This is a genomic window from Streptococcus marimammalium DSM 18627 (genome assembly GCF_000380045.1).
Taxonomy (GTDB): domain Bacteria; phylum Bacillota; class Bacilli; order Lactobacillales; family Streptococcaceae; genus Streptococcus; species Streptococcus marimammalium.
Genome location: NZ_KB904358.1, coordinates 25,092 through 51,856, shown reverse-complemented (window position 1 = coordinate 51,856; position 26,765 = coordinate 25,092). Strand labels below are relative to the sequence as shown.

At 34.5% G+C, this 26,765-nt stretch carries 31 protein-coding genes; 22 read left to right on the top strand and 9 right to left on the bottom strand.

The features are described from left to right. Positions 1-204 precede the first annotated feature (204 nt). The 9 genes from rpsL (at position 205) to A3I1_RS0105625 (ending at position 9,436) form a co-directional block, all read left to right on the top strand. Complete coding sequence (gene rpsL / locus A3I1_RS0105665; RefSeq protein WP_018370315.1) at positions 205-618, top strand: 30S ribosomal protein S12; 414 nt, start codon at positions 205-207, stop codon at positions 616-618. Positions 619-634: 16 nt separating this feature from the next. Continuing rightward, entirely contained in the window at positions 635-1,105 is a 471-nt protein-coding gene (gene rpsG / locus A3I1_RS0105660) for a 30S ribosomal protein S7 (RefSeq protein ID WP_018370314.1), read from the top strand. 121 nt (positions 1,106-1,226) lie between these two features. Beyond that, complete coding sequence (gene fusA, locus A3I1_RS0105655; protein WP_018370313.1) at positions 1,227-3,308, top strand: elongation factor G; 2,082 nt, start codon at positions 1,227-1,229, stop codon at positions 3,306-3,308. Positions 3,309-3,867: 559 nt separating this feature from the next. Next, positions 3,868-4,881: a type I glyceraldehyde-3-phosphate dehydrogenase gene (gene gap, locus A3I1_RS0105650; protein ID WP_018370312.1), complete on the top strand. Its 1,014-nt coding sequence runs from the start codon at positions 3,868-3,870 to the stop codon at positions 4,879-4,881. 139 nt (positions 4,882-5,020) lie between these two features. Next, positions 5,021-6,217, top strand: a complete 1,197-nt coding sequence (locus A3I1_RS0105645) for a phosphoglycerate kinase (RefSeq protein ID WP_018370311.1) — start codon at positions 5,021-5,023, stop codon at positions 6,215-6,217. 133 nt (positions 6,218-6,350) lie between these two features. Then, a complete protein-coding gene (locus A3I1_RS0105640) occupies positions 6,351-6,860 on the top strand; it encodes an FUSC family protein (protein ID WP_018370310.1) in 510 nt (169 codons plus the stop codon). A 92-nt stretch (positions 6,861-6,952) separates the two neighbouring features. Beyond that, entirely contained in the window at positions 6,953-7,327 is a 375-nt protein-coding gene (locus tag A3I1_RS0105635; protein ID WP_018370309.1) for a MerR family transcriptional regulator, read from the top strand. Between the two features lie 16 nt (positions 7,328-7,343). Beyond that, positions 7,344-8,687, top strand: coding sequence for a type I glutamate--ammonia ligase (gene glnA / locus A3I1_RS0105630; RefSeq protein WP_018370308.1), 1,344 nt, complete (start codon positions 7,344-7,346; stop codon positions 8,685-8,687). A gap of 137 nt (positions 8,688-8,824) precedes the next feature. Next, positions 8,825-9,436, top strand: coding sequence for a CHAP domain-containing protein (locus tag A3I1_RS0105625; RefSeq protein WP_018370307.1), 612 nt, complete (start codon positions 8,825-8,827; stop codon positions 9,434-9,436). A gap of 106 nt (positions 9,437-9,542) precedes the next feature. Here the strand turns inward: A3I1_RS0105625 and rnjA are convergent, their stop codons facing one another. After that, on the bottom strand, positions 9,543-11,222 hold the full coding sequence (gene rnjA, locus A3I1_RS0105620; protein WP_018370306.1) for a ribonuclease J1: 1,680 nt from the start codon (positions 11,220-11,222) through the stop codon (positions 9,543-9,545). Positions 11,223-11,225: 3 nt separating this feature from the next. After that, positions 11,226-11,456: a DNA-directed RNA polymerase subunit epsilon gene (locus tag A3I1_RS0105615; protein ID WP_018370305.1), complete on the bottom strand. Its 231-nt coding sequence runs from the start codon at positions 11,454-11,456 to the stop codon at positions 11,226-11,228. 186 nt (positions 11,457-11,642) lie between these two features. Between A3I1_RS0105615 and tsaB the strand changes: the two genes are divergently transcribed. The 4 genes from tsaB to A3I1_RS0105595 are packed head-to-tail and all read left to right on the top strand — an operon-like array spanning position 11,643 to position 14,227. Then, the gene (gene tsaB, locus A3I1_RS0105610) at positions 11,643-12,332 is read left to right on the top strand and encodes a tRNA (adenosine(37)-N6)-threonylcarbamoyltransferase complex dimerization subunit type 1 TsaB (RefSeq protein WP_018370304.1); all 690 of its coding nucleotides are present in this window, start codon (positions 11,643-11,645) and stop codon (positions 12,330-12,332) included. 4 nt (positions 12,333-12,336) lie between these two features. Next, positions 12,337-12,759: a ribosomal protein S18-alanine N-acetyltransferase gene (rimI, locus tag A3I1_RS0105605; protein ID WP_419756769.1), complete on the top strand. Its 423-nt coding sequence runs from the start codon at positions 12,337-12,339 to the stop codon at positions 12,757-12,759. Then, entirely contained in the window at positions 12,749-13,759 is a 1,011-nt protein-coding gene (tsaD, locus tag A3I1_RS0105600) for a tRNA (adenosine(37)-N6)-threonylcarbamoyltransferase complex transferase subunit TsaD (RefSeq protein WP_018370302.1), read from the top strand. The genes rimI and tsaD overlap by 11 nt, the downstream gene beginning before the upstream one ends. 30 nt (positions 13,760-13,789) lie before the next feature. Next, a complete protein-coding gene (locus A3I1_RS0105595; RefSeq protein ID WP_018370301.1) occupies positions 13,790-14,227 on the top strand; it encodes a GNAT family N-acetyltransferase in 438 nt (145 codons plus the stop codon). A 44-nt stretch (positions 14,228-14,271) separates the two neighbouring features. Here A3I1_RS0105595 and aao read toward each other — a convergent pair whose 3' ends face one another. Beyond that, positions 14,272-15,447, bottom strand: coding sequence for an aminoacetone oxidase (gene aao, locus A3I1_RS0105590; RefSeq protein ID WP_018370300.1), 1,176 nt, complete (start codon positions 15,445-15,447; stop codon positions 14,272-14,274). A gap of 202 nt (positions 15,448-15,649) precedes the next feature. Here aao and A3I1_RS0105585 point away from each other — a divergent pair, with 202 nt between their 5' ends. Both A3I1_RS0105585 and A3I1_RS0105580 read left to right on the top strand, forming a co-directional pair. Beyond that, entirely contained in the window at positions 15,650-16,183 is a 534-nt protein-coding gene (locus A3I1_RS0105585) for a DUF536 domain-containing protein (RefSeq protein ID WP_018370299.1), read from the top strand. 42 nt (positions 16,184-16,225) lie between these two features. Next, positions 16,226-16,819 carry a 3'-5' exonuclease gene (locus A3I1_RS0105580; RefSeq protein ID WP_018370298.1) on the top strand — a complete coding sequence of 198 codons (594 nt, stop codon included), beginning with the start codon at positions 16,226-16,228 and terminating at the stop codon, positions 16,817-16,819. Positions 16,820-16,851: 32 nt separating this feature from the next. Here A3I1_RS0105580 and A3I1_RS0105575 read toward each other — a convergent pair whose 3' ends face one another. Next, on the bottom strand, positions 16,852-17,151 hold the full coding sequence (locus tag A3I1_RS0105575; RefSeq protein ID WP_018370297.1) for a YbaB/EbfC family nucleoid-associated protein: 300 nt from the start codon (positions 17,149-17,151) through the stop codon (positions 16,852-16,854). Positions 17,152-17,495: 344 nt separating this feature from the next. Here A3I1_RS0105575 and A3I1_RS0105570 point away from each other — a divergent pair, with 344 nt between their 5' ends. From A3I1_RS0105570 to A3I1_RS07965, 7 genes are all read left to right on the top strand, one after another. After that, positions 17,496-18,299 (top strand): hypothetical protein, encoded by an 804-nt coding sequence (locus A3I1_RS0105570; protein WP_169332636.1) that lies wholly within the window; start codon positions 17,496-17,498, stop codon positions 18,297-18,299. Positions 18,300-18,910: 611 nt separating this feature from the next. Further along, positions 18,911-19,600 (top strand): L,D-transpeptidase, encoded by a 690-nt coding sequence (locus A3I1_RS0105560; RefSeq protein WP_018370294.1) that lies wholly within the window; start codon positions 18,911-18,913, stop codon positions 19,598-19,600. 555 nt (positions 19,601-20,155) lie between these two features. Then, positions 20,156-20,395 carry a hypothetical protein gene (locus tag A3I1_RS08700; RefSeq protein WP_233275098.1) on the top strand — a complete coding sequence of 80 codons (240 nt, stop codon included), beginning with the start codon at positions 20,156-20,158 and terminating at the stop codon, positions 20,393-20,395. Between the two features lie 291 nt (positions 20,396-20,686). Continuing rightward, complete coding sequence (locus A3I1_RS0105545; protein WP_018370291.1) at positions 20,687-21,958, top strand: 5-methylcytosine restriction system specificity protein McrC; 1,272 nt, start codon at positions 20,687-20,689, stop codon at positions 21,956-21,958. A gap of 227 nt (positions 21,959-22,185) precedes the next feature. After that, entirely contained in the window at positions 22,186-22,371 is a 186-nt protein-coding gene (locus A3I1_RS0105540) for a hypothetical protein (RefSeq protein WP_018370290.1), read from the top strand. 30 nt (positions 22,372-22,401) lie between these two features. Continuing rightward, complete coding sequence (locus A3I1_RS08530) at positions 22,402-22,554, top strand: hypothetical protein (protein ID WP_018370289.1); 153 nt, start codon at positions 22,402-22,404, stop codon at positions 22,552-22,554. A 258-nt stretch (positions 22,555-22,812) separates the two neighbouring features. After that, entirely contained in the window at positions 22,813-23,427 is a 615-nt protein-coding gene (locus tag A3I1_RS07965) for a serine hydrolase domain-containing protein (RefSeq protein WP_083899799.1), read from the top strand. A gap of 115 nt (positions 23,428-23,542) precedes the next feature. On the opposite strand, the gene A3I1_RS0105520 is transcribed toward A3I1_RS07965, so the two are convergent. From A3I1_RS0105520 to A3I1_RS0105495, 5 genes are all read right to left on the bottom strand, one after another. Continuing rightward, positions 23,543-23,803 (bottom strand): hypothetical protein, encoded by a 261-nt coding sequence (locus A3I1_RS0105520; RefSeq protein WP_018370286.1) that lies wholly within the window; start codon positions 23,801-23,803, stop codon positions 23,543-23,545. Positions 23,804-24,103: 300 nt separating this feature from the next. Next, positions 24,104-24,553 carry a hypothetical protein gene (locus tag A3I1_RS0105510; RefSeq protein ID WP_018370284.1) on the bottom strand — a complete coding sequence of 150 codons (450 nt, stop codon included), beginning with the start codon at positions 24,551-24,553 and terminating at the stop codon, positions 24,104-24,106. Positions 24,554-24,657: 104 nt separating this feature from the next. Beyond that, positions 24,658-24,951 carry a DUF5960 family protein gene (locus A3I1_RS0105505; protein WP_018370283.1) on the bottom strand — a complete coding sequence of 98 codons (294 nt, stop codon included), beginning with the start codon at positions 24,949-24,951 and terminating at the stop codon, positions 24,658-24,660. Continuing rightward, positions 24,938-25,306 (bottom strand): hypothetical protein, encoded by a 369-nt coding sequence (locus tag A3I1_RS0105500; RefSeq protein ID WP_018370282.1) that lies wholly within the window; start codon positions 25,304-25,306, stop codon positions 24,938-24,940. The genes A3I1_RS0105505 and A3I1_RS0105500 overlap by 14 nt, the downstream gene beginning before the upstream one ends. Next, a complete protein-coding gene (locus A3I1_RS0105495) occupies positions 25,303-26,718 on the bottom strand; it encodes a Y-family DNA polymerase (RefSeq protein WP_018370281.1) in 1,416 nt (471 codons plus the stop codon). The genes A3I1_RS0105500 and A3I1_RS0105495 overlap by 4 nt, the downstream gene beginning before the upstream one ends. Between the last annotated feature and the right edge of the window lie 47 nt (positions 26,719-26,765).

Below are 26,765 nucleotides of genomic sequence, written 5' to 3'. Positions count from 1 at the left end.
TCCCTTTGGAAATTCTATTTATTTATTTATAAAATCATTGACAAAATGGCTATTCTTGTGTTACCATATAAGACGGTACTTTTTACTTTTGGTCTCTCAAAAGTGTACAGAGACGTGCTGACAAATGTTGCAAAAGTACACCAAGATTAAGGATGTCACCAATCGCTTAGTCAACCAAAAATAAAAAAATACAGGAGAATGTAGATGCCTACAATTAATCAGTTGGTACGTAAACCACGTAAATCTAAAGTAGAAAAATCTGACTCGCCAGCTTTGAATATTGGTTACAATAGTCATAAAAAAGTTCAAACTAAATTATCTTCACCTCAAAAACGTGGTGTTGCGACTCGTGTTGGAACAATGACACCTAAGAAACCAAACTCTGCTCTTCGTAAATTTGCTCGTGTTCGTTTAAGTAATCTTATTGAAGTAACAGCATATATTCCAGGAATTGGTCACAACTTACAAGAACATAGTGTTGTGCTTATTCGTGGTGGACGTGTAAAAGACCTTCCAGGGGTACGTTACCATATTGTTCGTGGTGCTCTTGATACTGCAGGTGTTACTGATCGTAAACAAGGCCGTTCTAAATACGGTACTAAACGTCCAAAAGGCTAAGAAGGGAGAATAAGAAATGAGTCGTAAAAACCAAGCGCCTAAGCGCGAAGTATTACCAGATCCTTTGTACCACTCAAAACTTGTAACACGTCTTATCAACCGCGTAATGCTTGATGGGAAACGTGGAACAGCTTCAAGTATTGTTTACGGTGCATTTGATCAAATTAAAGAAGCAACTGGAACAGATGCTAATGAAGTATTTGAAACAGCTATGGAAAATATTATGCCTGTACTTGAAGTACGTGCACGTCGTGTTGGTGGTTCTAACTACCAAGTACCAGTGGAAGTACGTCCAGAACGTCGTACAACACTAGGTTTACGTTGGTTAGTTAATGCATCACGCTTACGTGGTGAACACACTATGCAAGACCGTCTTGCTAAAGAAATTATGGATGCTGCAAATAACACTGGTGCATCAGTTAAAAAACGTGAAGACACTCACAAAATGGCTGAAGCAAACCGTGCATTCGCTCACTTCCGTTGGTAATCTTAGCTGGCATATCACCATATATCAATTAAGACTAAAAAACGGGTAGGTCCTGCCTATCCGTCTTTTCTAAATAATGATATAATAAGAATAGAAAAAAATAAAATAGGAGACTAAATTAATGGCTCGCGAATTTTCATTAGAAAAAACACGTAATATCGGTATCATGGCTCACGTTGATGCCGGTAAAACAACAACAACAGAGCGTATCCTTTACTACACTGGTAAAATTCATAAAATCGGTGAAACTCATGAGGGTGCCTCACAAATGGACTGGATGGAACAAGAGCAAGAGCGTGGAATTACAATCACTTCTGCGGCAACAACTGCTCAATGGAAAAACCACCGTGTCAACATTATCGACACACCAGGTCACGTGGACTTCACGATTGAGGTACAACGTTCTCTTCGTGTTCTTGATGGAGCAGTAACCGTTCTTGACTCGCAATCAGGTGTGGAACCTCAGACAGAAACAGTTTGGCGTCAAGCTACTGAATATAAAGTTCCTCGTATTGTATTTGCTAACAAAATGGATAAAGTAGGAGCTGACTTCCTTTATTCGGTAAGCACTCTTCATGATCGTTTACAAGCTAATGCTCATCCAATTCAATTACCTATTGGTTCAGAAGACGATTTCGTTGGTATTATCGACCTTGTTACGATGAAAGCTGAAATCTACACTAATGATTTAGGAACTGATATCCGTGAAGAAGAAATTCCAGAAGAATATCTTGAATTAGCACAGGAATGGCGTGAAAAATTAGTTGAAGCAGTTGCTGAAACTGATGAAGATTTAACCATGAAATACCTTGAAGGCGAAGAAATCACTGAAGCAGAATTAAAAGCTGGTATCCGTAAGGCAACAATTAATGTCGAGTTTTATCCAGTACTCTGTGGTTCTGCCTTTAAAAACAAAGGTGTTCAATTGATGCTTGATGCAGTTATTGATTATCTTCCAAGTCCAGTTGATATTTCTGCTATTAAAGGGATTGATCCTGATACTGAAGAAGAAATAACTCGCCCAGCTTCTGATGATGCACCATTTGCTGCGCTTGCTTTCAAAATTATGACAGACCCATTCGTTGGTCGCTTATCATTTTTCCGTGTATATTCTGGGGTTCTTAATAGTGGTTCATATGTTATGAATACTACAAAAGGTAAACGCGAACGTATCGGTCGTATTCTTCAAATGCATGCAAATAGTCGTCAAGAAATTGATACAGTTTATGCTGGGGATATTGCTGCTGCAGTTGGTCTTAAAGATACAACAACTGGCGATTCATTAACAGATGAAAAATCAAAAGTTATTCTTGAATCTATTGAAGTTCCAGAACCAGTTATCCAATTGATGGTTGAGCCAAAATCTAAGGCTGATCAAGATAAGATGGGAGTTGCTCTTCAAAAATTAGCAGAAGAAGACCCTACTTTCCGTGTTGAAACAAATCCTGAAACAGGTGAAACTGTCATCTCTGGTATGGGAGAACTTCACTTAGATGTTCTTGTTGACCGCATGCGTCGTGAGTTCAAAGTAGAAGCTAATGTTGGTGCTCCTCAAGTATCATATCGAGAAACATTCCGTGCTTCAACACAAGCACGTGGATTCTTTAAACGCCAATCAGGTGGTAAAGGGCAGTTCGGTGATGTTTGGATTGAATTTACACCAAACGAAGAAGGTAAAGGTTTCGAATTTGAAAATGCAATCGTCGGTGGTGTGGTTCCTCGTGAATTTGTTCCAGCCGTTGAAAAAGGATTGGTTGAATCTATGGCTAACGGTGTCCTTGCTGGTTATCCAATAGTTGACGTTAAAGCAAAACTTTATGACGGTTCTTACCATGATGTCGACTCATCTGAGACAGCCTTTAAGATTGCGGCTTCGCTTGCTTTAAGAGAAGCAGCCAAATCAGCTCAACCAGTTATTCTTGAGCCAATGATGTTAGTGACTATTACAGCACCTGAGGAAAATCTTGGGGATGTTATGGGGCATGTAACAGCTCGTCGTGGACGTGTTGATGGTATGGAAGCACATGGAACAAGACAAATTGTTCGAGCTTATGTCCCACTTGCTGAAATGTTTGGATATGCAACTATTCTTCGTTCTGCAACTCAAGGACGTGGAACATTCATGATGGTCTTTGATCATTATGAAGATGTACCAAAATCAGTTCAAGAAGAAATTATTAAGAAAAATGGTGGTAATGCATAATAGCATGCCTTGAAAGGTTTACTTAGGTAAACCTTTTTTTGATATGTCAAAAATTGAATAACGAAATATTACTCACTGTAAAATGCAGAGTGAAAAAAGTTATACAAAATTAAACATAAAAACTAGGATTTATTCATTACAAAAAAGTATTTGAATCTTTCTATTGAAAAATAACACTATATCTTAATAATCAACTAACATATGAATATTATTGGCTTGTTTCTGTATTAGTTTGAGGACAATGTGTTATCTTTGGGTGCTGACATATTCAAATTGACAAAATTACATTTAATTAACAATTTTTAAAATTATCCAGTTACAAAGGACTAATATTTATCTCAATTAAAAATTTTTAATACTTGGTGATAATGTATTTATATCAATGTTTTGGATAAGCGAGTCGAATGCTTTGGATTTTAATTAGTTGCATTTTCTTTCAATTAGTTATATAATATTTAGAAGAAAGGTACTTGTGTAAGTATACAAGTTATTCTTTTCACAAATTGGAGAAACTATTCTCTAAAATAATAATCTGATTTTCATAAGGAGGAAATCTTTAATGGTAGTTAAAGTTGGTATTAACGGATTTGGACGTATTGGACGTCTTGCATTTCGTCGTATTCAAAATGTAGAAGGTATTGAAGTAGCTCGTATTAACGATCTTACTGACCCTAAAATGCTTGCTCATTTATTGAAATATGACACAACTCAAGGACGTTTTGATGGTGACGTTGAAGTTAAAGAAGATGGTTTTACAGTTAACGGAAAATTTGTAAAAGTGTCTGCTGAAAAAGATCCTGAAAAAATTGATTGGGCTAATGATGGCGTAGAAATCGTTTTAGAAGCAACAGGATTTTTTGCAAGCAAAGCTGGGGCTGAAAAACATTTACATGAAAATGGAGCTAAAAAAGTTGTTATCACAGCTCCTGGTGGAAATGATGTTAAAACAGTCGTATTTAACACAAATCATGATGTTTTAGATGGAAGTGAAACAGTTATTTCTGGTGCATCATGTACTACTAACTGCTTGGCACCAATGGCAGCAGCTTTAAATGATGCTTTTGGTCTTAAAGTTGGAACTATGACAACAATTCATGGTTATACTAGTGACCAAATGACTCTTGATGGACCACACCGTAAAGGTGATTTCCGTCGTGCACGTGCAGCTGCAGAAAATATTGTTCCTAACTCAACAGGTGCTGCTAAAGCTATCGGTCTAGTTATTCCTGAATTAAACGGTAAACTTCAAGGTCATGCACAACGTGTTCCTGTACCAGTTGGTTCATTAACTGAACTTGTTACAATCTTAGATAAAAAAGTAACTGCTGAAGAAGTTAACAAAGCTATGAAGGCTGTAGCAAATGAAAGTTACGGCTATACTGAAGATGAAATTGTTTCATCTGATATCGTTGGTATGACTTATGGTTCATTATTTGATGCTACTCAGACTGAAGTAACTGAGTCTGCTGATGGACAACAATTAGTTAAAACAGTTTCATGGTATGATAATGAAATGTCATACACTGCACAACTTGTTCGTACGCTTGAGTACTTTGCAAATTTGTCTAAATAAGTTTAAATAAGAGAGATGCAAAAGGCATCTCTTTTTTGCTGAAAAAAATCAGAAAATCCTTGCTATTATTACTTTTTATATCTCTTTTAATGAATTTGTGATATAATTATTTTATTAAAAAATAAGGAGTCTTAAATAAATGGCTAAACTAACTGTTAAAGACGTTGATTTAAAAGGAAAAAAAGTTCTCGTTCGTGTTGACTTTAATGTTCCTTTAAAAGACGGTGTTATTACTAATGATAATCGTATTTCTGCTGCACTTCCTACTATCAAATATATTATTGAAAATGGCGGTCGAGCAATTTTATTTTCTCACTTAGGACGTGTAAAAGAAGAAGCAGATAAAGAAGGAAAATCGCTTGCTCCTGTAGCTCTTGATCTTGGTAAGAAATTAGGTCAAGAAGTTGTTTTTCCTGGGGTAACTCGTGGTGAAAAATTAGAAGCTGCTATCGCTGACTTAAAAGATGGTGATGTACTTCTTGTAGAAAACACTCGTTTTGAAGACATTGATGGTAAAAAAGAGTCAAAAAATGACTCTGAACTTGGTAAATATTGGGCAAGTCTTGGTGATGGTATCTTTGTTAATGATGCTTTTGGTACAGCTCACCGTGCTCATGCTTCAAACGTTGGTATTTCTGCTAATGTTGACAAGGCGGTTGCAGGATTCTTATTAGAAAATGAAATTGCCTATATTAAAGAAGCAGTAGAAACACCTGAGCGTCCATTTGTAGCTATTTTAGGTGGTTCAAAAGTATCTGATAAAATTGGTGTTATTGAAAATCTTCTTAATAAAGCTGATAAGGTGCTTATCGGTGGTGGAATGACTTATACCTTCTATAAAGCACAAGGTATTGAGATAGGTAATTCATTGGTAGAAGAAGACAAACTAACTATTGCTAAAGACCTCCTTGAAAAAGCTAATGGTAAATTAATTTTGCCAGTTGACTCAAAAGAAGCAAATGCTTTTGCTGATTATACAGTAGTTCGTGATACTGATGGTGAAGCTGTTTCTGAAGGATTCCTTGGATTAGACATTGGACCAAAATCTATTGCTCAATTTGAAGAAGCATTAACGGGTGCTAAAACAGTAGTCTGGAATGGTCCTATGGGTGTCTTTGAAAACCCTGATTTCCAAGCTGGGACAATTGGTGTCATGGATGCTATCGTAAAACAGCCTGGTGTTAAATCAATTATTGGTGGCGGAGATTCTGCAGCGGCAGCTATCAATCTTGGTCGTGCTGATAAATTTTCATGGATTTCAACTGGTGGTGGTGCGTCAATGGAACTTCTTGAAGGAAAAGAGTTACCAGGTCTTTCAGCCTTATCTGAAAAATAAGAAATTATCTTTTTAAAACAGTAGGTTTACCTACTGTTTTTGTTTTGTTTATTCTGAAAAATTCAAAATCTTGACAAATAAATCAGATTATCTTAGAATTTAAGTGCTTGAAACCAAAAATAAGGTGAGGATAATGAAGTATAGATTTAATCGACAAAAAATGAAAATTGGCATGCGAACAGCAAAAACTGGTTTGTCAGTCTTTACAGTTTTATTACTCTTTCATCTTCTAGGATGGGAAGGGACACAGATTGCTGCATTAACTACTGTTTTTAGTCTTAGAGAAGATTTTGATAAAAGTTTATCATTTGGTTGGTCTCGTATTCTGGGAAATAGCATAGGCGGTGTATTAGCATTACTTTTTTACCTTGTCGAAGCTTTTTTTAATCATTCTTTTTTAATTACTTTATTTTTAGTACCAATATTAACCATGTTAACCATTGTTTTAAATGTGGCTATTAATAATAAATCGGGTATTATTGGAGCTACAGCAGCTCTTTTGATTATTACATTATCAGTCCCTTCAGGAGATACGATTATTTATGTGTTCACTAGAATTTTTGAAACTTTTGTTGGAGTTTTTATTGCTATTATAATTAATAGTGATATCGATAGATTACGTCAATTTCTGATTAAAAAATAAAAAGAATCATTCATGTTACAAAATATAACATGGATGGTTGACTTTTTTTTATTTTCTTTATATAATGAATGAGAAAAAAGGAGAGGTTTAGCATGAGAGAAAAAGAATTAAGGCGTTCCTTAGCTGTTTTTCCTATGGGAACTGTTATGAGGTTAACAGATTTGACAGCAAGGCAGATTCGTTATTATGAAGATCAAGGCTTGATTAAACCGGAGAGATCAACAGGAAATAGAAGATTGTACTCACTTAATGATATGGATTTACTGTTAGAAATCAAAGATTTTATTAATGATGGTCTAGTGATTGCTGACATAAAAAAACAATATCAAAATCGTGAAGTTGATCAATTTACAGAAGATAAATCACTCTCTGATGCAGAGGTTAGACGTATTCTACATGATGAATTTACTAAACAAAGTGGTTTTTTAAACCCTACAACTACTATTAATGATCTCAACCTCTTATAATTGAAAAGGAGAACTAATGACAATTACTGAAAAAACGATTCGTCGTGAAATTGAAGAGAAAAATGTAACATTTTTACGTCTCATGTTTACTGATATTTTGGGGACAATGAAAAATGTAGAAATACCTGCAACAAAAGAACAGATAGATAAAGTATTATCTAACAAGGTTATGTTTGATGGTTCTTCTATTGAAGGTTTTGTTCGTATTAATGAATCAGATATGTACCTTTATCCTGATTTATCAACATGGACTGTCTTTCCTTGGGGAGATGAAAATGGAGCAGTTGGTGGACTTATTTGTGATGTCTATATTGCTGAAGGTCAACCTTTTGCAGGTGATCCAAGAGGTAATTTAAAACGTAATATTAAACGAATGGAAGAATTAGGTTTTAAGTCCTTTAATCTTGGTCCAGAACCAGAATTTTTCCTTTTCAAAATGGATGAGAACGGCAAACCCACTTTAGAGGTTAATGATCGTGGAGGGTATTTCGATCTTGCTCCTACAGATCTAGCTGATAACACACGTCGTGAAATTGTACGTGTTCTTACAGAAATGGGCTTTGAAGTTGAAGCTAGTCACCATGAGTGTGCGGTTGGTCAACATGAAATCGATTTCAAATATACGGATGTTTTAGCAGCTTGCGACAATATCCAGTTATTTAAATTGGTTGTTAAGACAATCGCTAGAAAACATGGAATGTATGCAACATTTATGGCAAAACCCAAATTTAGTATAGCAGGTTCTGGTATGCATTGTAACATGTCACTATTTAATGATGATGGAAATGCCTTTTACGATAAAAATGATAAAAGAGGCATGCAACTATCTAAAACAGCTTACCATTTTCTTGGAGGTTTAATGACTCATGCATATAGTTATACGGCAATCACTAACCCAACAGTTAATTCTTATAAACGTTTAGTACCAGGATATGAAGCTCCTGTTTATATTGCTTGGGCTGGTCGTAATCGTTCTCCTTTAATCCGTGTTCCAGCTTCAAGAGGTGCTAGTACACGTTTGGAATTACGTTCAGTTGACCCAACAGCAAATCCTTACTTAGCAATGGCTGTTTTATTAGCTTCTGGTTTAGATGGGATCATAAATAAAATAGAGCCACCAAAACCAATTGAGACCAATATTTATGCCATGACGGCAGAAGAACGTAAGAAAGCTGGAATCATTGATCTTCCCTCAACTCTTCATAATGCTTTAAAAGCCTTGAAAAAATCAACACTTGTTAGAGAGGCTCTCGGAGATCATATCTATACCAATTTCTATAATGCTAAACGCATTGAGTGGGCTAGTTATGCTTCCTATGTTTCTCAGTGGGAAATTGATAACTACCTTGAGTTATATTAATAATTAGTTGAAAGACAGGTTTGTTGAACCTGTCTTTTTTTGTTAATAATTTTCTTTATATCTGTTACCTGACTTTAAACCATTTGTCATGTTGGTAGTTTATGATGAAGATAATAAAACGTTATAAGGGGAATAATATGAAAAAAACAAAGCAGACTTCAAAATTGTGGTTGTACCAATTAATACTAGTTGGGGCAGTATCCACAACATCTTTTTTAGCCAATGAGATGGCTTTTGCTGATGAGCACGTGATTCAATCTGGTGATTCTTTTTATAGTATTGCTCAGCAATATGATATGGATATGTATGAATTAGCAGCAATGAATAATCTTGATATTTCAAGCCTCATTCTCCCTGGTCAAATATTAACAGTGACCAATTCAACACCAGTACCTGTTGAAGTTTCTAAAGAATATACAGGTAGTTATCCTATTGGGCAATGTACTTGGGGTGTTAAACAACTAGCACCTTGGGTTGGGGAATGGTGGGGAAATGGTGGTGATTGGGCTGGCACAGCCTCTTGGCTAGGTTACCAGATTGGTACAACTCCAATGGTTGGCTCTATCATTTGTTGGACAGATGGTGGTTATGGTCATGTAGGCTATGTGATTGATGTTCAAAATGAAACAAGTATCCAAATATTAGAAGCAAATTTTAATGATCAACAATGGATTGACAATTATAGAGGGTGGTTCAATCCTTATGATGGGGTCACACCAGGTGAAGTGACCTATATTTATCCTTATTAAATAGCCTTATAAACGTTCATTTTTGAATGAGCGTTTTATGATGTTTTTAGAATAAAATGATAGTAAAAGAGACTAGTAAAATACTTAGCCTCTTTTTGTTATCATTTTATTTATCTGGGGTTAGAATCATCGGGATGATGATTGGTTCACGCTCAGTTTTTTCATATAAAAAAGGACGAAGAGCGTTTACGATAGAACCATTCAAGGATTGAATGCTAGCATCTTTATTTTTAAGTGCTATACGAATAGTATTAAAGAGTAGACGTTGTGTTTCTCTAATTAAGTCACCAGATTCTCTCATATAGATAAAACCACGACTCAAAATATCTGGACCAGCTAGAATCATTTGAGAATCAAAATCAACAGTTGCAACAGCTAATACTACACCATCTTCTGATAAATCACGACGATCTTTTAAGACAGCAGCACCGATATCACCAATCCCCTTACCATCAACATAGATATCTTGAGCATTGAATTTTCCAGCTATTCGAGCTGAATCTCTTGTAACTGCTAAAACATCACCATTTTCCATGATAAAGATGTTTTCTTTTGGGATACCAGTATCATTAGCAAGACCTGCATGTACTTTTTGCATACGATACTCACCGTGGACAGGCATAAAGAATTTAGGTTTGATAAGGCTAAGCATGAGTTTTTGCTCTTGTTGGCCACCGTGTCCAGATGTGTGAACGGTATTGACTTTACTATGAATCACTTCAACACCAGCTTCTTGAATGGTATTAATTAGCTTATTAACACTGATTGTATTGCCAGGAATTGGACTGGATGAGAAAATAACAGTATCACCAGGTTGAAGAGAAACTTGTCTATGAGTACCATTGGCGATTCGAGATAGAGCAGCCATTGATTCTCCTTGGCTTCCTGTACAAAGAATCATGATATCACTAGCATTGTAATTTTTAATCTCATTTGGCTCAATAAAAGTACCTTTTGGTACTTTGATATAACCAAGTTCTGTCCCATTAACCATGGCTTTTTCCATTGAACGACCAAAGACCACTATTTTTCTTCCCGTTTTAACTGCTGCTTGAGCTGCTTGTTGTAAACGGAAAATGTTTGATGCAAAAGAGGCAAAGATAATTCGTCCATGAATACCTTCAATAATTTTGGTGATAGATTGCCCCACCACCTTCTCAGAATTGGTAAAGGTAGGAATTTCTGCATTAGTTGAATCTGATAAAAGAAGTAAAACGCCTTCTTCTCCAAGGGCAGCCATTTTGTGAAGGTCGGCAGGCTTTCCAACTGGTGTAAAGTCAAACTTAAAGTCACCTGTTGCTACAATCTTTCCTTCTGGTGTATGGATAACAATACCAAGAGGTTCTGGAATTGAATGAGTTGTATCAAAGAAGGTCACACTTAAATTTTTAAAGGTTAATTTAGTATTGCCATTAATTTCAAATAATTTAGCATCACGAAGAAGACCATGTTCTTCTAATTTGCCACGAATGAGTGCAAGGGCAAGTGGTGAGGCATAGATTGGAATGTTGACTTGTTTGAATAAAAAAGGAATACCACCAATATGGTCTTCGTGTCCGTGCGTAATGACAAGAGCTTTGACACGATCAATATTTTCAACGATATAAGAATAATCTGGAATGACGTAATCGATACCTAGTAGATCATCTTCTGGAAATTTAATTCCGGCATCAACAATGATGATTTCGTCTTGGTACTCAATACCATAAGTATTTTTCCCAATTTCTCCAAGACCACCAATAGCATAAACTCCAACTTCATTAGGTTTTAAATTAATTTTTGACATATTTTATAACTCCGTTAATTCAAAAGCACCTGAATCTTTTTCATAAGCAAGATGCTCTTCTGATATGGCTTCGATATATTCTACATTATATTTGGTTTTTTCTTCTATTAATTGACGAGCAATAATCCGTCCTTTTAATTCATCATCAGCTGAAATATCTAAGTAAAGAGCCTTAGTTTGTTCACGGCGAGGGCTGTTGTCTTTATTGTTTTGATAAAAAACTTTAAAAATCATATGTTATATTTCCTTTTCTAAGTAACGATGGTTTTTTAAACTACAAAAAAACGGGTCAAATTTAATGATCAAATTTGACAAAAAACTATTCATTTCAATTGTGTAGTATATTTTATCCTGATTCGTTGCATTTGAAGTCATTATATCATACAATATTAGATATAATCAAGTAAGGGAATCCAAATAATGAAAGTTTTATCATTTGACACATCAAACAAAGCTTTGTCAATTGCTTTATTGGAAGATGATGTTTTATTAGCTGACATCACTTTAAATATTAAGAAAAATCATAGTATTAGTCTCATGCCATCAATTGATTTTTTGATGTCTCAGGTAGGCTTAAAACCTAAAGATTTGGATAGAATTGTTGTTGCTAAGGGTCCTGGTTCCTACACCGGACTTAGAGTTGCTGTTGCAACAGCAAAAACACTAGCCTATACATTAAAAATCGATATCGTTGGCGTCTCTAGTTTAGCTGCTATTGCTTTAAATGCTAATACTGCTGGTCTTGTGGTACCGATTATTGATGCTAGGCGTCAAAATGTTTATGCTGGTTTCTATCGTCAAGGTCAGTCTGTTAAACCAGATCAGCATATGAGTTTTAGTGATGTTTTGGCTAGTCTAAGTATGGAAAATGAAGTTAGTGTCGTTGGAGAGATTGGTTCTTTTTATGATACCATTCAAGAAAACTTACCAAAAGCCAATATTTTAGAGGTTTTACCAAGTGCTTATGAGATTGGTAAGATAGGTTTGACACTTCCACCAGAGAATATTGACCTATTTGTTCCTGAGTATTTAAAACGAGTTGAAGCTGAAGAAAATTGGTTAAAAACGCATGAACCAGTAAATAAAGATGATTTTATCAAGAGAGTTTAAGATGTTGTCAAAGATGGAAAAAGTAGATATGATTTATGCTATTTTAGAGGAAATTTATACCGAATCACCATGGAGTAAACGTCAGATTCAAGCAGATCTTGAAAAAGAAAATACTGACTATTTTTTCGTCTATCATCAAAAAGAAGTAGTTGGTTTTTTAGCGATTGAATACCTTTATGGCGAATTAGAAATTACAAATATTGCCGTCAAAAATGCCTTTCAAAATAAAGGTTTTGGGGCGGCATTATTACAACAATTGGTTAACAAACCAGAAGCCATTTTTTTAGAAGTAAGAACCTCTAATCATAAGGCACAAGCTTTTTACCAAAAAAATGGATTTCAGGTCGTTGGTAAGAGAAAAAACTATTATCAAAATCCGATTGAGGATGCTGTTATCATGAAGCGAGAAGAAAATAATGAAAGATAGATATATTTTAGCGATTGAGTCCTCTTGTGACGAAACAAGTGTGGCTGTATTAAGAAATGAAGCAGAACTTTTATCAAATATTATAGCTAGTCAAATTGAAAGTCATAAACGTTTTGGTGGCGTGGTTCCTGAGGTGGCAAGTCGTCATCATGTAGAAGTCATTACGGTTTGTATAGATGAAGCTCTTAAAGAAGCAGGTGTTGAGACAAGCGATTTAGATGCGGTTGCAGTTACTTATGGTCCTGGTCTCGTTGGTGCCCTTTTAGTAGGGATGGCGGCTGCCAAGGCTTTTGCTTGGGCTAATAACCTTCCTTTGATTCCAGTTAATCATATGGCAGGGCATTTGATGGCGGCTAGAGACGAAGGGGAGTTGACGTATCCTTTACTAGCTTTACTAGTCTCTGGTGGGCATACAGAATTGGTTTATGTTCCTAAAGCAGGAGAATATCACATTGTTGGTGAGACACGTGACGATGCTGTCGGTGAAGCCTATGACAAGGTAGGGCGCGTGATGGGTCTTTGCTACCCTGCTGGTCGTGAAATTGATGAGTTGGCTCATAAAGGTCAAGACAGATATGATTTTCCTCGTGCCATGATTAAAGAAGACCACCTAGAATTCTCTTTTTCAGGCTTGAAATCAGCTTTTATCAACCTTCACCATAATGCTAAACAAAAAGGGGAAGAGTTAGTTTTAGAAGACTTGTGTGCCTCTTTTCAGGCAGCTGTTTTAGATGTTTTACTCGCTAAAACCAAGAAAGCTCTCAAGCAATACCCCGTCAAAACACTAGTTGTCGCTGGAGGTGTTGCTGCTAATAAGGGTCTAAGAGAACGTCTGGCTAAAGAAATCACAGAAGTACCTGTTGTTATCCCTAAACTACGTCTTTGTGGTGATAATGCTGGTATGATTGCTTTTGCGGCTGCGGTTGAGTATGAACATGGTCATTTTGCAAGGCTTGATCTTAATGCCAAACCAAGCCTTGCTTTTGATACCTTATATTAATTTTTTAAAAAAGATTATGAGGATAACTGAATGATTAGAACAGCACAAACGTCAGATGCACAGGCCCTCAGAGATATTTGTGAGATTAGTCTTGGTTACAATGTTTCAACAGATCTAGTGAAAGAACAAATCGCTCGCTTAACTAAAAATCCCAATCAGTATTTGGTGGTTTTTGAGGAAAAGACTAGTCAATCGGTGACAGGTTTTCTTCATGCGAGTCGTTATGAAAGTATTTATAGTGATGCAGGTTTTAATATTATGGGGCTTGCTGTTCATCCTGACTACCAACATCAGGGGATAGGAAAACAACTCTTACTAGCTCTAGAGGATGAAGCAAAGAAAAGGCATTATTCCTATATTCGCTTTAACTCAGCAGAGCACAGAAGAGCGGCGCATGCCTTTTATGAGCGATGTGGCTATGTGTCTGATAAGACGCAAAAACGCTTTTTAAAACAACTTGAAGATTAAAAAGGACAGATAGTCATACCTGTCCTTTTTTGTTTAATTTTTCATTAATCATAGTGTGGTATGCCTGCCACCCAACCGGTACAAAGAGCTGAAGTAATATTAAAGCCACCTGTGTGGGCATTGATGTCTAACACTTCACCGGCAAAATGTAGACCAGACACTTTTTTACTCTCCAAGGTTTTCGGATTGATTTCTTTTAAGTCAACACCACCTTTTGTCACAAAGGATTTAGGCAGAGACATTTTTCCTATGACAGCAATAGGATAGTTTTTAAGGGTTTCTAAGAGTTTTTCTTCTTCTTTTACTGTCAAATGTTTGACTTTTGCTGGATAAGAGATTGCTAAAAAGTCAGCAAGACGTTCTGGGAAAAATTGTTTTAAGGCATTTTTTAAAGATTTTTCACGGTTTTCTTTCAAATAGGTCCTTAAGTTTTCTTTTGTTTCCTGTGGGAGAAAGTCGATAAAGATAGTTTCTCCTCCGCGAACAAAGCTAGAAATTCTAAGGGCTGCCGGACCAGATAAGCCAAAGTGAGTAAAGAGCAAATCGTGAGTGATGATGTGTTTTTGATAGGTTATCGTAATATCATCTAAGGAAATACCTTGAAGGGTTTTATGAGGGAAATCAGTCAAAAGTGGACTTTCTGCAGCTTCAAGATCTGTCACAGCAAGTTTAAAGTGTCTAGCAATCTCGTAACCAAATCCAGTTGATCCGGTTGAGGGATAAGTTTTACCACCTGTAGTCACCACGAGTTTATCACAAGTAAATTCTTTATCGTGTGATTTAACGTGAAAGAGGTGGTTGATTTTTTTAACAGAAACCACTTCAAAACCTGTTATAATCTGCCCACCCAGTTCGGTAATCTTATTTTCAAGACAGGAGATGATGGTTTTAGACTTATCAGTTGTTGGAAAAACACGACCATGGTCTTCAACTTTTAAGGTAACACCATTATCTGTGAAAAATTGGATAATATCATGGTTGTCAAATTGGGAAAACACACTATAGAGGAAGCGACCATTACCTGGAATACCTTCTAGCAAGTCTTCTAGGGTGCCATTATTGGTGACATTGCATCTGCCACCACCTGTTCCAGCTAGTTTTTTACCCAATCGTCGATTTTTTTCTAAGAGAAGTGTTGTTTGTCCATAAAAGCTTGAGGAAATGGCAGCCATCATTCCTGCAGGGCCACCTCCAATAATGATTGTATTATAATATTTCATACTGCCATTATAACATAGCTTGGTTAAAAGCTTTAATAATGGAAAATATTTTTTCTGAGAGAAAATATTTTGTTTCAAAAAGCTTGTTATGCCTCGTTTTTTGAGATAAAAAGAAAGTCTTTTAAGGCCTATCTAAAATTGACATTATTCTAAGGTTATGATACTATTTTTATAAGTATAATGTCAGGATAAAGAGGAAATTATGGCAATTGAAAAGACAGTCAGCGAACTAGCTGAAATTTTAGGAGTCAGCCGTCAGGCAGTCAATAACCGTGTCAAGACACTTTCCGAGGAAGATGTTGATAAAAATGATAAAGGAGTTACTGTCGTCACCCGCAGTGGTCTTATTAAGCTTGAAGAAATTTATAAAAAAACAATTTTTGAAGATGAGCCGATCAGTGAAGAAGAAAAACAACGCGAACTCCTTGAAATTTTAGTGGATGAAAAAAATACAGAAATCACTCGTCTCTATGAACAGATTAAAGCAAAAGACATTCAAATTGCTGAAAAAGATAAACAATTGAGTGTTAAGGATGTCCAAATTGCTGAGAAAGACAAGCAACTAGACCAACAACAACAATTAACACTGACTGCTATGAAAGAAAAAGAAACTCTACTCTTAGAGCTTGAAGAAGCTAAAAACAAGGTGGAAGAAACAAAACATAAGGCTGAGCGTACGCAGGCACAACAAGATGCAAGAAAAAAAGGATTTTTTGCCCGTTTATTTGGAAAATAAAGTCTCTGATGGGAGGCTTTTTATTTAGATAAGGAAAATGTTATGGAACACTTAGAAACTTATATCGCTTTTGACTTGGAATTTAATACGGTTGATCATGTCAGTCATATTATCCAAGTATCAGCGGTGAAATATTATAAACACCAAGAGATTGCGACGTTTGATACCTATGTTTATACAGATGTCCCCTTACAAAGTTTTATTAATGGTTTAACGGGGATAACTGCTGACAAGATTAAAAAAGCTCCCGTTATTGAAAAGGTAATGGCTGATTTTAAAACCTTTGTTGCGTCAACACCTTTAATTGGCTACAATGCTAAAAAAAGTGATTTGCCGCTCTTGTTGGCACATGAGTTGGACCTGAGAGAAAACTACATGGTTGACGTTTATGAGGAAGCTAAAAAAAGACGCAGTAAGGACTTAAATGGGATTAGTAATCTTCAGCTCCATACTGTTGCCAAGTTTTTAGAGATTAGTGGGAAAAGCCATAATAGCCTTGAAGATGCACGCATGACAGCCCTTGTCTATGAAAAGTTTTGCGAATTTGATGATAATACGGCACTTTTAGACAAACAAGAGGAAGTGACTAACAATCCTTTTGCAAACTTAAATTTATCCGATATCCTATCCGAATAAAAAAAGCTGAACTCAGTTCAGCTTTTTTCGTTTTAGAAGGGTAACTTGCCAGCAAAGGCACCCATGGTTTTTTGTGTTTCGTCTTCGATTTGTTTCAAGGCATCATTGACTGCTTGGATGGTCATGTCTTGAAGCGTTTCAATATCCTCTGGGTCAACAATCTCGCTCTTGAAATCAATTGAGACCAGTTGTTTATCACCAGTAAAGGTTGCAACCACTAGATCCTGTGCTGATTTACCGGTAAAAGTAGCAGCTGCTAACTCAGCTTGTTTCTTTTCCATTTGTTTTTGTAATTTTTGTGCCTGTCTCATCACATTTTGCATATTCATCATGATGTTTAGTGTCTCCTTTGTTTATCCTTAAAATCAATTTTCGACTGTTCTTTAGGAACGGTCTTTTTAGCTAATGCCTATTATACCATGTTTAAGAGAGAAGACAAAATGGGAAACTGAACTGACATAAAAATGAGAGAATGTAAAGAAAAAATAAAGTAATTTTTGCATAAAAAAACATTAGAAAATATTATATGTTATAATATATCTTGATATTATGTGAGTAAAGAAATTCTGTTTCTAGAAAAAAAGATTTTAGTTAATTCTTTTAAAACTATGATTAAAATATAAGGAGAGTGGTGTGTATGTCATTGATGACTTTTTCAATATGGAGATTGACTATTATGAATCCACAATCAGGATTACTTAATATTAAAGCTAGTAAAAAATTTTTCAATGAATTAAAGACAACACAAGAGCCTATAAGAATACATCCAAAGGACAAAGAAGCGTTTTCTATTAGTATTGATAATACTGAAAATTATATCTTTTGGATGATTGAGCATGGTAGCACAGAACCTAGAGATGAAACTGTATATAACCCTGGAAATAAAACTGTTAGAATAAATCCCAGAACTGAAGAAGAGTTAGAATTTATGGAACAATTTTTTGCTTTTTATGATTATAATAGGCAGTTATTTTTTATATCTGACTTGAGAAAAAGAAAAATATTTAAAAACATATTAAAAAATTTAGATAATAAATTAGATGTTGATATTAAAGGGATTTATGTGGATGAGAAAGAATTTATTAATAAACTAAAAACATTATCTGAAATCCGTTTTATAATAACCAATGATTTATTTTCAAGTGATTCTAAAAGTTCTTACCATTTAGAAGAAATGATAGGTGGTAAACCAGAAGACGATGTTGTTATAAGTATTGAATATAAACAAGAGTCAATAAAAAGATTTATAAGATATGTTAAAAATCTTATAAATGAAAAGAATGCATTTCAAATTAAAGGATTATTAATAAGAGGAAATGATTCGCAAGGTTTTGAACGATTGTTAAATCAGGATGAGTTTATTAAAAAAATTAAGTTAACGGATATTAAAAAAGAGAATAATGGGAAATTTGCTTTTAATAACATACTTGAAAGTATACGTAGTGAGATAGAAAGGTTGTCTGATGAGTTGGTTAAGTAAAAAAGATATAAAATTTACTTGTTGCTCAATAGTTTTGAGTATTCTAACATCTTATCTAATTAATCCTTTTCTAATTTTGAATATCGACTATATTGTTGAATTTTTTTCAATAATAATTGGTTTTTTAATTAGTTCTATTACCCTGTTATATTCTTCTAATATCAGAGTTGTTTTGTATAAGTGTAAAGATAAGGATTATCCTAACTATTGGTTTAAAATAGTATCTTATTATAGATTTGCGATTTTCTATTTTTTATTTTTGGTTTTATTCTTGATTATTAGGATAGATAGATTATCAGAAGAACTTTATCAACAGCTTTATTTAGCTATTATAATTGAAGGTTTCTATTGGATTTTAAAGATAGTAGTGAATTTATTTTATTTATTAAATATTGAGATAAATTCCAAATAATTTTTTTGAGAAGAAATTTTAGAGTTTAATATTGAAAATTAAAAGGTTAAATTACTTCTTGTTAATACTTAAAACAAAGGACTTACTGTCAATCTTTCATTTTTCGTTGCGATTATTTCTCTTTTGTTTTATACTATGGTTGAACATGTGAAAAGGTTAGCAAATCAATTGTTAATGGATGATAGAGAGGGTGAGAAGGATGCGTCAAAAGCGGTTTCCTATAACATTAATCATCATTGTAGTAGTGTTTCTTTTGGTTGGAGGGTATGCTACTTATCAGGTCTTGGGGAAAGCAAGTGCTGGTAAAGAGACGGGTAAACCTACTGTGACTGTTGCCAAAAAGACGTCGACTGAGGACAAAGAAGTGTCTAGTTCTGTGGCGTCAACGACTAGTGTAGAAGCCACTCAGGAAGAGACACCGCTGACAGAACAGGTAGCGGACACGGCTTCAGTAGCTACTGAAGTACCTAGGCAGGAAGAGTCTTTTTACCCTGACCTTGCTCAGTACAATGATTTATCGATTAAGGTTTCTATTGCTGAACAAAAGATGTCCATTTTATCGGGCAATCAGGTGATTTTTTCAACGACGGTTTCAACAGGCGCCCCAGATAGTCCAACACCGACTGGTCAATTTATCATTGAGCCTGAAAGAGGCGATTTCTTCTTTAATGAAGCTTCTGGTGAAGGTGCTTATTACTGGGTCTCTTTTAAGGATCACGGCCTTTATCTGTTTCATAGTTTACCTACTGATCGTTATGGTAATGAAATTCCTGAAGAAGCAGCCAGACTTGGCATGCCAAGTTCTCATGGGTGTGTAAGGATGCCAAGAGAAACAGCTAAATGGTTTTATGAAAATATTCCAAGTGCTATTTCTGTGCAAATTAATTAGGTTAGAAATTAAAGAAGACCAGTTTGGTCTTCTTTTTTAGGTTAAACGAACTTTATAAAAAGTTAGTCATAAACGCTTATAAAAATGATTGTGGGAATGCTATAATAGAATTAATCAAATGACACTGAGTCGTCTAACTTTTTGATTAGTTATTATGATAATGATGAAAGAAATGGCTAGTAGTATCCATTGTTAACTACTTAAAAATGAGACATCAGAATGAAAAATTTTTTAGTCATAAGATCTATTTGACGCATTTGGTCTCCGATTTAATTTCTAATTTTGGAGATACGTTGTATTACCTTGCTTTAATGACCTATCTTGTGGTATTAAAAAATAGTAATCTAGCCCAATCATTAATATTTCAGAAACATTGCCTATTTTATTTACCATCTTGTTTGGGTTTCTGGCTGACAGAATGATTAATAAGGTGGATTCGATTGTAAAGACATTATGGATAAGAGTTCTCTTATACCTATATTCCTAGCTTTTTATTTTCAAAATATCTATTTAGTCATTCTGTTTCACTTTTTCTCTAATGTCTTTGTGAGTTTTTTGAATCCGAAAATAGGAGCCATTATTTTCAATCATATTGAAGAAACGAAGTTAGCAACTCTATTTGGTGGCATGGTCACCTATTTTCAAATGGGGGAAATTATTTCTAAACTCTTTTTTTCAGCCTTAGTGATTTACCTATCATCTAGAGATATTAGTGTCATCTATGGCATCATGATTATTTTAGCTATTAGTTATCTGTGGCGTTCAGATAAATTGGCTAGAAGAACTGTTGAATGACATGATATTATGTTGTGTTGTATAAAAAAATAAAAATACATTATGATATAATATATTTTAATAATACTAGTTGAAAGAGGTGTTGTTATTGGAGGTCTTACAGAAGATTATCATATTGGAGCAAGTTATTTTAAGGATTCTGTTTCTCCTGAGGTAGATGAAAATGATGCTCCATTGTGGCAAACCAAGATTCAGCCACTATTGAAAGATTATTTTAGAGGAGAACACAAAGCTAGTGATAAACTTGAAGAACTCAAAAAGGAATACTTTTCTGTTGAGGAGGACTAGTCTATGGGTTCTCATATTTTGAAAGATAATTCAAATATAGGTCAATTAGGTGATAATGAGATAATTAAGAAACTAGTTAATAAGGATTTATCTCTTCTCTCCAAAGACAATTTTATTATTTTTCCACAGCAATTATCAGAATCCTGTGATTTAGATAACGATAATGTTATTTTTTATCAAAAAAATGATACTATCTGGACGGGGAATGTTGTCGGTATTATCGGAGATGGGACAAACGATATTCGTATTAATTCTAGATTCACTAAAGAGGGTCAAGAAGATTATTTTTTAAGGTACATGATGCAACAAGTACTTCATTATAATATTGTGGAAAGTAATAACTCTTCTTCTCACGAAATGTCCTATTATGATTTGTTACTATTTTTATTTCCTTACTATCTAAACGAAGCATTGATGAAAGGTATTTATAAAGAGTATGTTAAGCAATCCTATAATGATGCTAATGTTAAGGGACCCATAGATATAGCAACTCATATTAAGAAAAATATGCCATTTGTTGGTAAAGTAGCTTATAATACCAGGGAATTTAGTTATGATAATCAAATGACAGAGTTGATTCGTCATACGGTTGAAAAGATTCAACAGGAAAAAGAGTTTCTACTTGTTGAAAATGAAACGACTAAAGAAAATGTTAGAACTATTAAGAGGGTGACGACTTCTTATAATCGTTTGGATAGAGAAAATATCATCCAAAAAAATATTTCTAACCCAGTCAAATCAGGTTACTTTGAAGAATATGCACTGTTACAACGTTTGTGTTTAAAAATTCTCACGGAAGAAAAAACGGGATTTGGTAATGATGAAAATCAAATCTACGGGATTATCATTGATGTGGCATGGTTATGGGAAGAGTATATTTGGAAAATAACACAATGGCATCATTATGGTCGAAAAGTTGAATTAGATACTTTAAATGTATTTAGTCATCCGATAAAAGACAAACAACAGCATCGTTATCCTGATTTTGTCTTTAAGGGTGCTCCAATCGATACAAAATATAAAAGAAAGATTGATAAACGTAATGACTATAATCAGTTGATCACTTATATTCATCTTTTGACATCTCAAAAAGGAGGTTTTCTTCAACCGACTGATATTGAAAAGGATAAAGGGTATACTACTTTAGGAGAGCTTTATGGGGGAGGAGAACTCTTTTCTTACAAGTTCTTTATCCCTCAAGAATATAGTAATTATCAAGAGTTTGTTTCACAAATACAAAACTCTGAAGATGAATTGAAAACACTAACTTTTTAAAAATATGCTCTTACTTATTCTATTTTGAGAGATTATTTTAAACATATTACTTTTGATATAAACAAGATAAAATAACCTTATTAGAGAGTAATAAGGTTCAGATTGATGATTATAAGCAACAAATTGAGTGGCACACACTATTGTTTTAGTAACTCAAAAGGATAATCAACTTTTACTAAAATTAAAATCAAACAAATGGTTGCAATTTTGGGAATGAGGTGGAATTTATGTCTAAGAAATTTATTACTTGGATGATTAGTTATATATTTACTTATATTGCTTATGCAACACTATTATATCTGCTTATATTCAGAATGTTTAATGAGGATTTAAGAAGTGGAGCATCAGCTTTCTTTGCAGGTTTTTTTGCATTTTTAACTTTATGGTATTATGAAAGAAAAAATAAGTTGTAATATTAATAAGTATTTATAGGAGGTGAAATTATGAAAAAAAATGATGTTTATCTCATTTGTTTAAGCATTATTATTTCATCAATAATAATAGGTATGTTTATCCGTAGCGGTTTTGAAGCAATAGGACAATATCTCGACAACGGTTTGAGATTAATTAATCAAACACTGCCACAACTTAAATAAGAGTAGGGGGTATTTAGATGATTAAAACAATATTATCAGCTTTTTGGATGCAACTTCCTATGCTGATTATGATATATGCTTTTTATAGGATTTTGCAATCTTTCAAACAAAAAAAACAAACTAAAAATATTAAAATTAGAATATTTTTGCTTAAAGTTTGGCTACTCCTTAGCTCAATTTATACAATTTGGCAATTTCTTACAGATATATTTTAGTAATGTTTTTAAATTTTAAACATCCAAAGAAAAATCTGCTCAGATTGAAGTCAAAGCGGTTGATGCTCATTTTGCACCTGGAAATGATGTCAAAGCTTATTATGCTGATATTAATTATGATATTCTTGGTGATATTATTGAGCAAGTGACAAAACGACCATTGGAACAAGTCTTTTTAGACGATATTTTTTCAAAACTTGGGATGAATGATACCTATCTACCTGTCTCAAAAAAAGAACATATCCCTCAGGTTTATTATGGCAAGACACTTCTTGATAGGCCTCAATTTATCATTTCAAGTAAGGCAAGCGGTGGTTGCGTCTCAACGATAAAAGATTTGATGCTATTTATCAGAGCTTTTTTCCAAGGAAAACTGTTTGATGATAGCTTGTTTGAGACGTTTGAAAAGTATAAACCTCTTCAATTGTCCATGTTTCCTATTCAATATGGTGGCGGCTTCATGAGAATAAAGATGGGAGGATTAGCAACACTTTTTCAAGGACAGGGTGAGTTAATTGGGCATAGTGGCTCTACTGGTTCGTTTGCATTTTACTATCCTCAAAAGGATTTATTTTTTGCGGGCGATTTTAACCAAATGAAGCATCCTGCCTTACCGATTAAGTACGTGATGCAACTTGCTATGTTTGCTTCAAAGTAATGTCACATTTTATCAAGAAAAGATATTTAGCTCTTATATTAAAATAGTTTCCTGCAAAAGTAATCCCTTAGGCATTTTCTAAGGGATTATTTATTTTTTGGAATGGCTTTTAAACTTATTTTTCTTTTGGTAATATATTGGCTTTCAAATGCCCTGGAATTGATTTTACCTTAATAGGATGATCTGCAAAAGATAGAATTCTATTATAAATAATATCTCTGTTCTCAATAGTTATTAAATCCATGGTATGATATGATTTTTTTAGCATCTCATCATCAGGCCAAACAACTGTATGAGCTGTTTTAGGTCTATGTTCAATAAGATTTGAAGCAAGCCATTCAAATTCTTCAAGGTTTTTTTCATTACTAGTTTTCATATCAAAAAGTGGGAAAATAGTAAGTTTTATTAAATTATAGTCGGGGTTGTCTTTTTGAAATTCTTGTTCCGTTTTGTAGATTTCAGGAAATAAAAATGGATGGTCTTTATGTCATTCTGCTCTTCTAAAAGTATCTTCAATGAGAACATAGACAGAAAAATCAAAATCTTTAATAATTTGAACAATACAGTGGTTTTCTGACATCAATTCAAATTATGTTGTATACATTAACGCTCCTTATAAAATCAGTGCTAAAAATACTATTACCCTATCTGCTTGTGAATTAATCACTAGCTCAGATTATAGCTGATTCTCTTTTATTTCTTGAAGCCATTTTTCTGCTTCATCATAAGGGTTAACATTAATATCTTGGTAACGATCATCATATTCATATTTGGATTCTAGAGATTTTGTTTCATGGTTGTAGATTAACCATAATTCTTTAGGTGCTTCTTTCCCATACTCTTCACAAACTTTTTTTAATCTCTGTAGATCACTTATGCCAAGTTTTGAAACTTGTAACAGTAGTCGATGATTATCATCTTTAATTTGTTGGTCATCACTCAAAGCGTCATTAACAAAATTGATATCAACATATTGTCCATTAATCTTATAAAGAGCCTTAAAAGAGTATAAACTAGTGCAAACACCGTAGATAAACACTTTTTCAGCATTGCCATTAACATATTCTAGTGCCAAGCTAACCATATCTGCTTGGACTTCCATAAATTTATCTTCAAAAACTGCCATTATTATCTCCTAATTATTTTTATGGTTGAATTTTCTTTTCTATCATATCATATTGCTAGAAAAAAATCCTATTTTTATCATTTTTAAAACCATGACGGTCTTTACTATTTAAGACTGGTCATGGTTTTTTGATAGGTGTATTTTCTAATAAGTGTATTATCTGGTGGGGTCTCTATGCTAAAGAAGAAGTAGTGGTCAAGTCCGTCTTTGGCATTTTCTTTGTTGAGTTTAAAGTAGGATTTTTGAGCATTTGCCATGCTTCGCATTAAATCATCCGTGAGAAAGGTAAGTGGAATGTCTAGTGCAGAATACTTGTAGAAATCTTTTTCAAATTGTCTGTAATTTTCACTGAAATAATCCATTTGTAAAGCATTTTTTTCATAATCAAATAGACTCATCATCGTCCTCCTTAGCCTGTTTTATTGTTATGATGTCGTCTAAGTTTAGTCTGAGATAGGTTTTGTTGGTTTTAAGGATAAGGTGATTTTTATCAATGTTTGAGATACTACCGTAATAGTCATCTCTTTTTTTCTTGTTTTTGATACTAATTTTAATGCTTGTTTGGTTAGCATAGGCTTGCCCCAGAAGACTTACTTTTTCTTTGAGTGGCATTTCTGAAAAGAGGATGTGTGGAGTGAAGGCGTCTGATAGAGCAGTGGTGTGCTCAGAAAGGAAAAATCCCATCCATTTTGCCATTTTTCTATCTTGATAGTTTCTTGCCGACTGAAAAGGCAGATAGGAGCGGTCAATCATTTGAGTCCCTCCAAACCTCCAGCAGAATGGCCTCCTATCAATCGGCTACGTGCGATATTACGGGAATTGTCTAGGAGGACAGTGCCTTTTTGTAGTGCTAAAAAGCCAAATTGGTCACGGATAGTATCGATAGTGCTTTGTAGTTTTTCTTCTTTTTCAAGGCTTGCAACATCATCAAAGAGAGAGATTAAGGCATAACGCTCATCCACTAATCCAGTATACCTAACACCAATTTGACGAACAGCCCCAGAAGTATACTTTTGTCGAAAAATCCGAATAACTGTCCTTTGTAGCACCTGTGTGTTATTGGTTGGTTCGATTTTGGTATGAGTGTGGATTCCTTTTTTCATTTCTGTTTTTGAATAGGAGACATCAATTGCAACAGTGGTTGCTTTTTTATGAGCCCTTCTAAGGCGAATGGCGACTTGTTCTGCCATCTCACTAAGGACAAGCTCGATATCTCGTTGGTTGGTATAATCTTTGGGGAGAATTTGTGAATTTCCTAAACCTTTTGCTTTCACACGATAAGGAATATGGACGTTACTTTCATCAACGCCATTAGCATGAAACCATAGTTGAACACCGATAACGCCAAATTCTTTTTTGAGTAAATCGGGATTGGTGTTGGCAAGCTCTCTGATCGATGTAATCCCCAATTTTTGTAGTCTTTTGGCAATGCGATGGCCAATGCCCCAAAAATCAGTGAGCTGAGAGATAGCCCATACCTTAGTTTCGACATCCTGATAGGACCAATTGGCGCGCATAGTTTTAGTTTTTTTAGCTTCATTGTCAAGTGCTAATTTTGCAAGGAGTGGATTGGCATTACTCATGCCAACAGTTGAAAAGATACCTGTCTTCTGCCAGATATCATGCTGGATTTTAGCAGATAACAAATCAAGTTTTCTCTTTTTTGAGAGTGTTTTGTCAGGGATGAAATAATCAAGTGAAGAAGTAAGATCAATCAATTCTTCATCAATCGAATAAGGAAAGATATCTTTTGGACTAGCATAATTTTGAAAGATTTGCTGGATTTGGCTATTAACCTTGATATACCTATCCATCCTAGGAGGAACAATGAGTGTTCGCTTTGCCCAGTTTTCGATAAAAGAAATCTCTTTTGGTGTCGGCTTAAGTCCTTTTTGTTTTGCCCGATGATAGTTGAAACGTCGTGTTTTAAGATGAAAGGGTAAATCGTAGGAGCGACCAACATTATGTTGGCCAAATATTTTTTTAAAGGTAGGTGATGCCGCTAAGATGAGCCCATCAGCATTGTCGGTACGGCTCATCACACAAAGAGATGTTGTCAGTGGGTTTAGCCCACGCGCCACACACTCAACAGATGCGTAAAAGGATTTCATATCGACAAAAGCAATATCAGATTGAGGTTCTCTTGTATAATCAATGTAACCCATAGTGCTTCTCCATGTTATTAAATTTTGGATGAGTGGTGAGAAGGGGT

Coding starts and splice junctions, on each gene's coding strand:
- A3I1_RS0105520 (WP_018370286.1), bottom strand. CDS start 23,803: ATGAAAACTAGTAATGAAAAAAACCTTGAAGAATTTGAATGGCTTGCT.
- A3I1_RS0105500 (WP_018370282.1), bottom strand. CDS start 25,306: ATGATTGACCGCTCCTATCTGCCTTTTCAGTCGGCAAGAAACTATCAA.
- tsaD (WP_018370302.1), top strand. CDS start 12,749: ATGAAAGATAGATATATTTTAGCGATTGAGTCCTCTTGTGACGAAACA.
- rnjA (WP_018370306.1), bottom strand. CDS start 11,222: ATGTCAAAAATTAATTTAAAACCTAATGAAGTTGGAGTTTATGCTATT.
- A3I1_RS0105635 (WP_018370309.1), top strand. CDS start 6,953: ATGAGAGAAAAAGAATTAAGGCGTTCCTTAGCTGTTTTTCCTATGGGA.
- A3I1_RS0105585 (WP_018370299.1), top strand. CDS start 15,650: ATGGCAATTGAAAAGACAGTCAGCGAACTAGCTGAAATTTTAGGAGTC.
- A3I1_RS0105570 (WP_169332636.1), top strand. CDS start 17,496: ATGAATCCACAATCAGGATTACTTAATATTAAAGCTAGTAAAAAATTT.
- A3I1_RS0105510 (WP_018370284.1), bottom strand. CDS start 24,553: ATGGCAGTTTTTGAAGATAAATTTATGGAAGTCCAAGCAGATATGGTT.
- A3I1_RS0105580 (WP_018370298.1), top strand. CDS start 16,226: ATGGAACACTTAGAAACTTATATCGCTTTTGACTTGGAATTTAATACG.
- aao (WP_018370300.1), bottom strand. CDS start 15,447: ATGAAATATTATAATACAATCATTATTGGAGGTGGCCCTGCAGGAATG.
- A3I1_RS0105615 (WP_018370305.1), bottom strand. CDS start 11,456: ATGATTTTTAAAGTTTTTTATCAAAACAATAAAGACAACAGCCCTCGC.
- A3I1_RS0105545 (WP_018370291.1), top strand. CDS start 20,687: ATGGGTTCTCATATTTTGAAAGATAATTCAAATATAGGTCAATTAGGT.
- A3I1_RS0105560 (WP_018370294.1), top strand. CDS start 18,911: ATGCGTCAAAAGCGGTTTCCTATAACATTAATCATCATTGTAGTAGTG.
- gap (WP_018370312.1), top strand. CDS start 3,868: ATGGTAGTTAAAGTTGGTATTAACGGATTTGGACGTATTGGACGTCTT.
- A3I1_RS0105575 (WP_018370297.1), bottom strand. CDS start 17,151: ATGATGAATATGCAAAATGTGATGAGACAGGCACAAAAATTACAAAAA.
- A3I1_RS0105640 (WP_018370310.1), top strand. CDS start 6,351: ATGAAGTATAGATTTAATCGACAAAAAATGAAAATTGGCATGCGAACA.
- A3I1_RS0105645 (WP_018370311.1), top strand. CDS start 5,021: ATGGCTAAACTAACTGTTAAAGACGTTGATTTAAAAGGAAAAAAAGTT.
- fusA (WP_018370313.1), top strand. CDS start 1,227: ATGGCTCGCGAATTTTCATTAGAAAAAACACGTAATATCGGTATCATG.
- rpsG (WP_018370314.1), top strand. CDS start 635: ATGAGTCGTAAAAACCAAGCGCCTAAGCGCGAAGTATTACCAGATCCT.
- A3I1_RS08530 (WP_018370289.1), top strand. CDS start 22,402: ATGAAAAAAAATGATGTTTATCTCATTTGTTTAAGCATTATTATTTCA.
- A3I1_RS0105625 (WP_018370307.1), top strand. CDS start 8,825: ATGAAAAAAACAAAGCAGACTTCAAAATTGTGGTTGTACCAATTAATA.
- glnA (WP_018370308.1), top strand. CDS start 7,344: ATGACAATTACTGAAAAAACGATTCGTCGTGAAATTGAAGAGAAAAAT.
- A3I1_RS0105505 (WP_018370283.1), bottom strand. CDS start 24,951: ATGAGTCTATTTGATTATGAAAAAAATGCTTTACAAATGGATTATTTC.
- A3I1_RS0105540 (WP_018370290.1), top strand. CDS start 22,186: ATGTCTAAGAAATTTATTACTTGGATGATTAGTTATATATTTACTTAT.
- A3I1_RS0105495 (WP_018370281.1), bottom strand. CDS start 26,718: ATGGGTTACATTGATTATACAAGAGAACCTCAATCTGATATTGCTTTT.
- rpsL (WP_018370315.1), top strand. CDS start 205: ATGCCTACAATTAATCAGTTGGTACGTAAACCACGTAAATCTAAAGTA.
- A3I1_RS0105595 (WP_018370301.1), top strand. CDS start 13,790: ATGATTAGAACAGCACAAACGTCAGATGCACAGGCCCTCAGAGATATT.
- tsaB (WP_018370304.1), top strand. CDS start 11,643: ATGAAAGTTTTATCATTTGACACATCAAACAAAGCTTTGTCAATTGCT.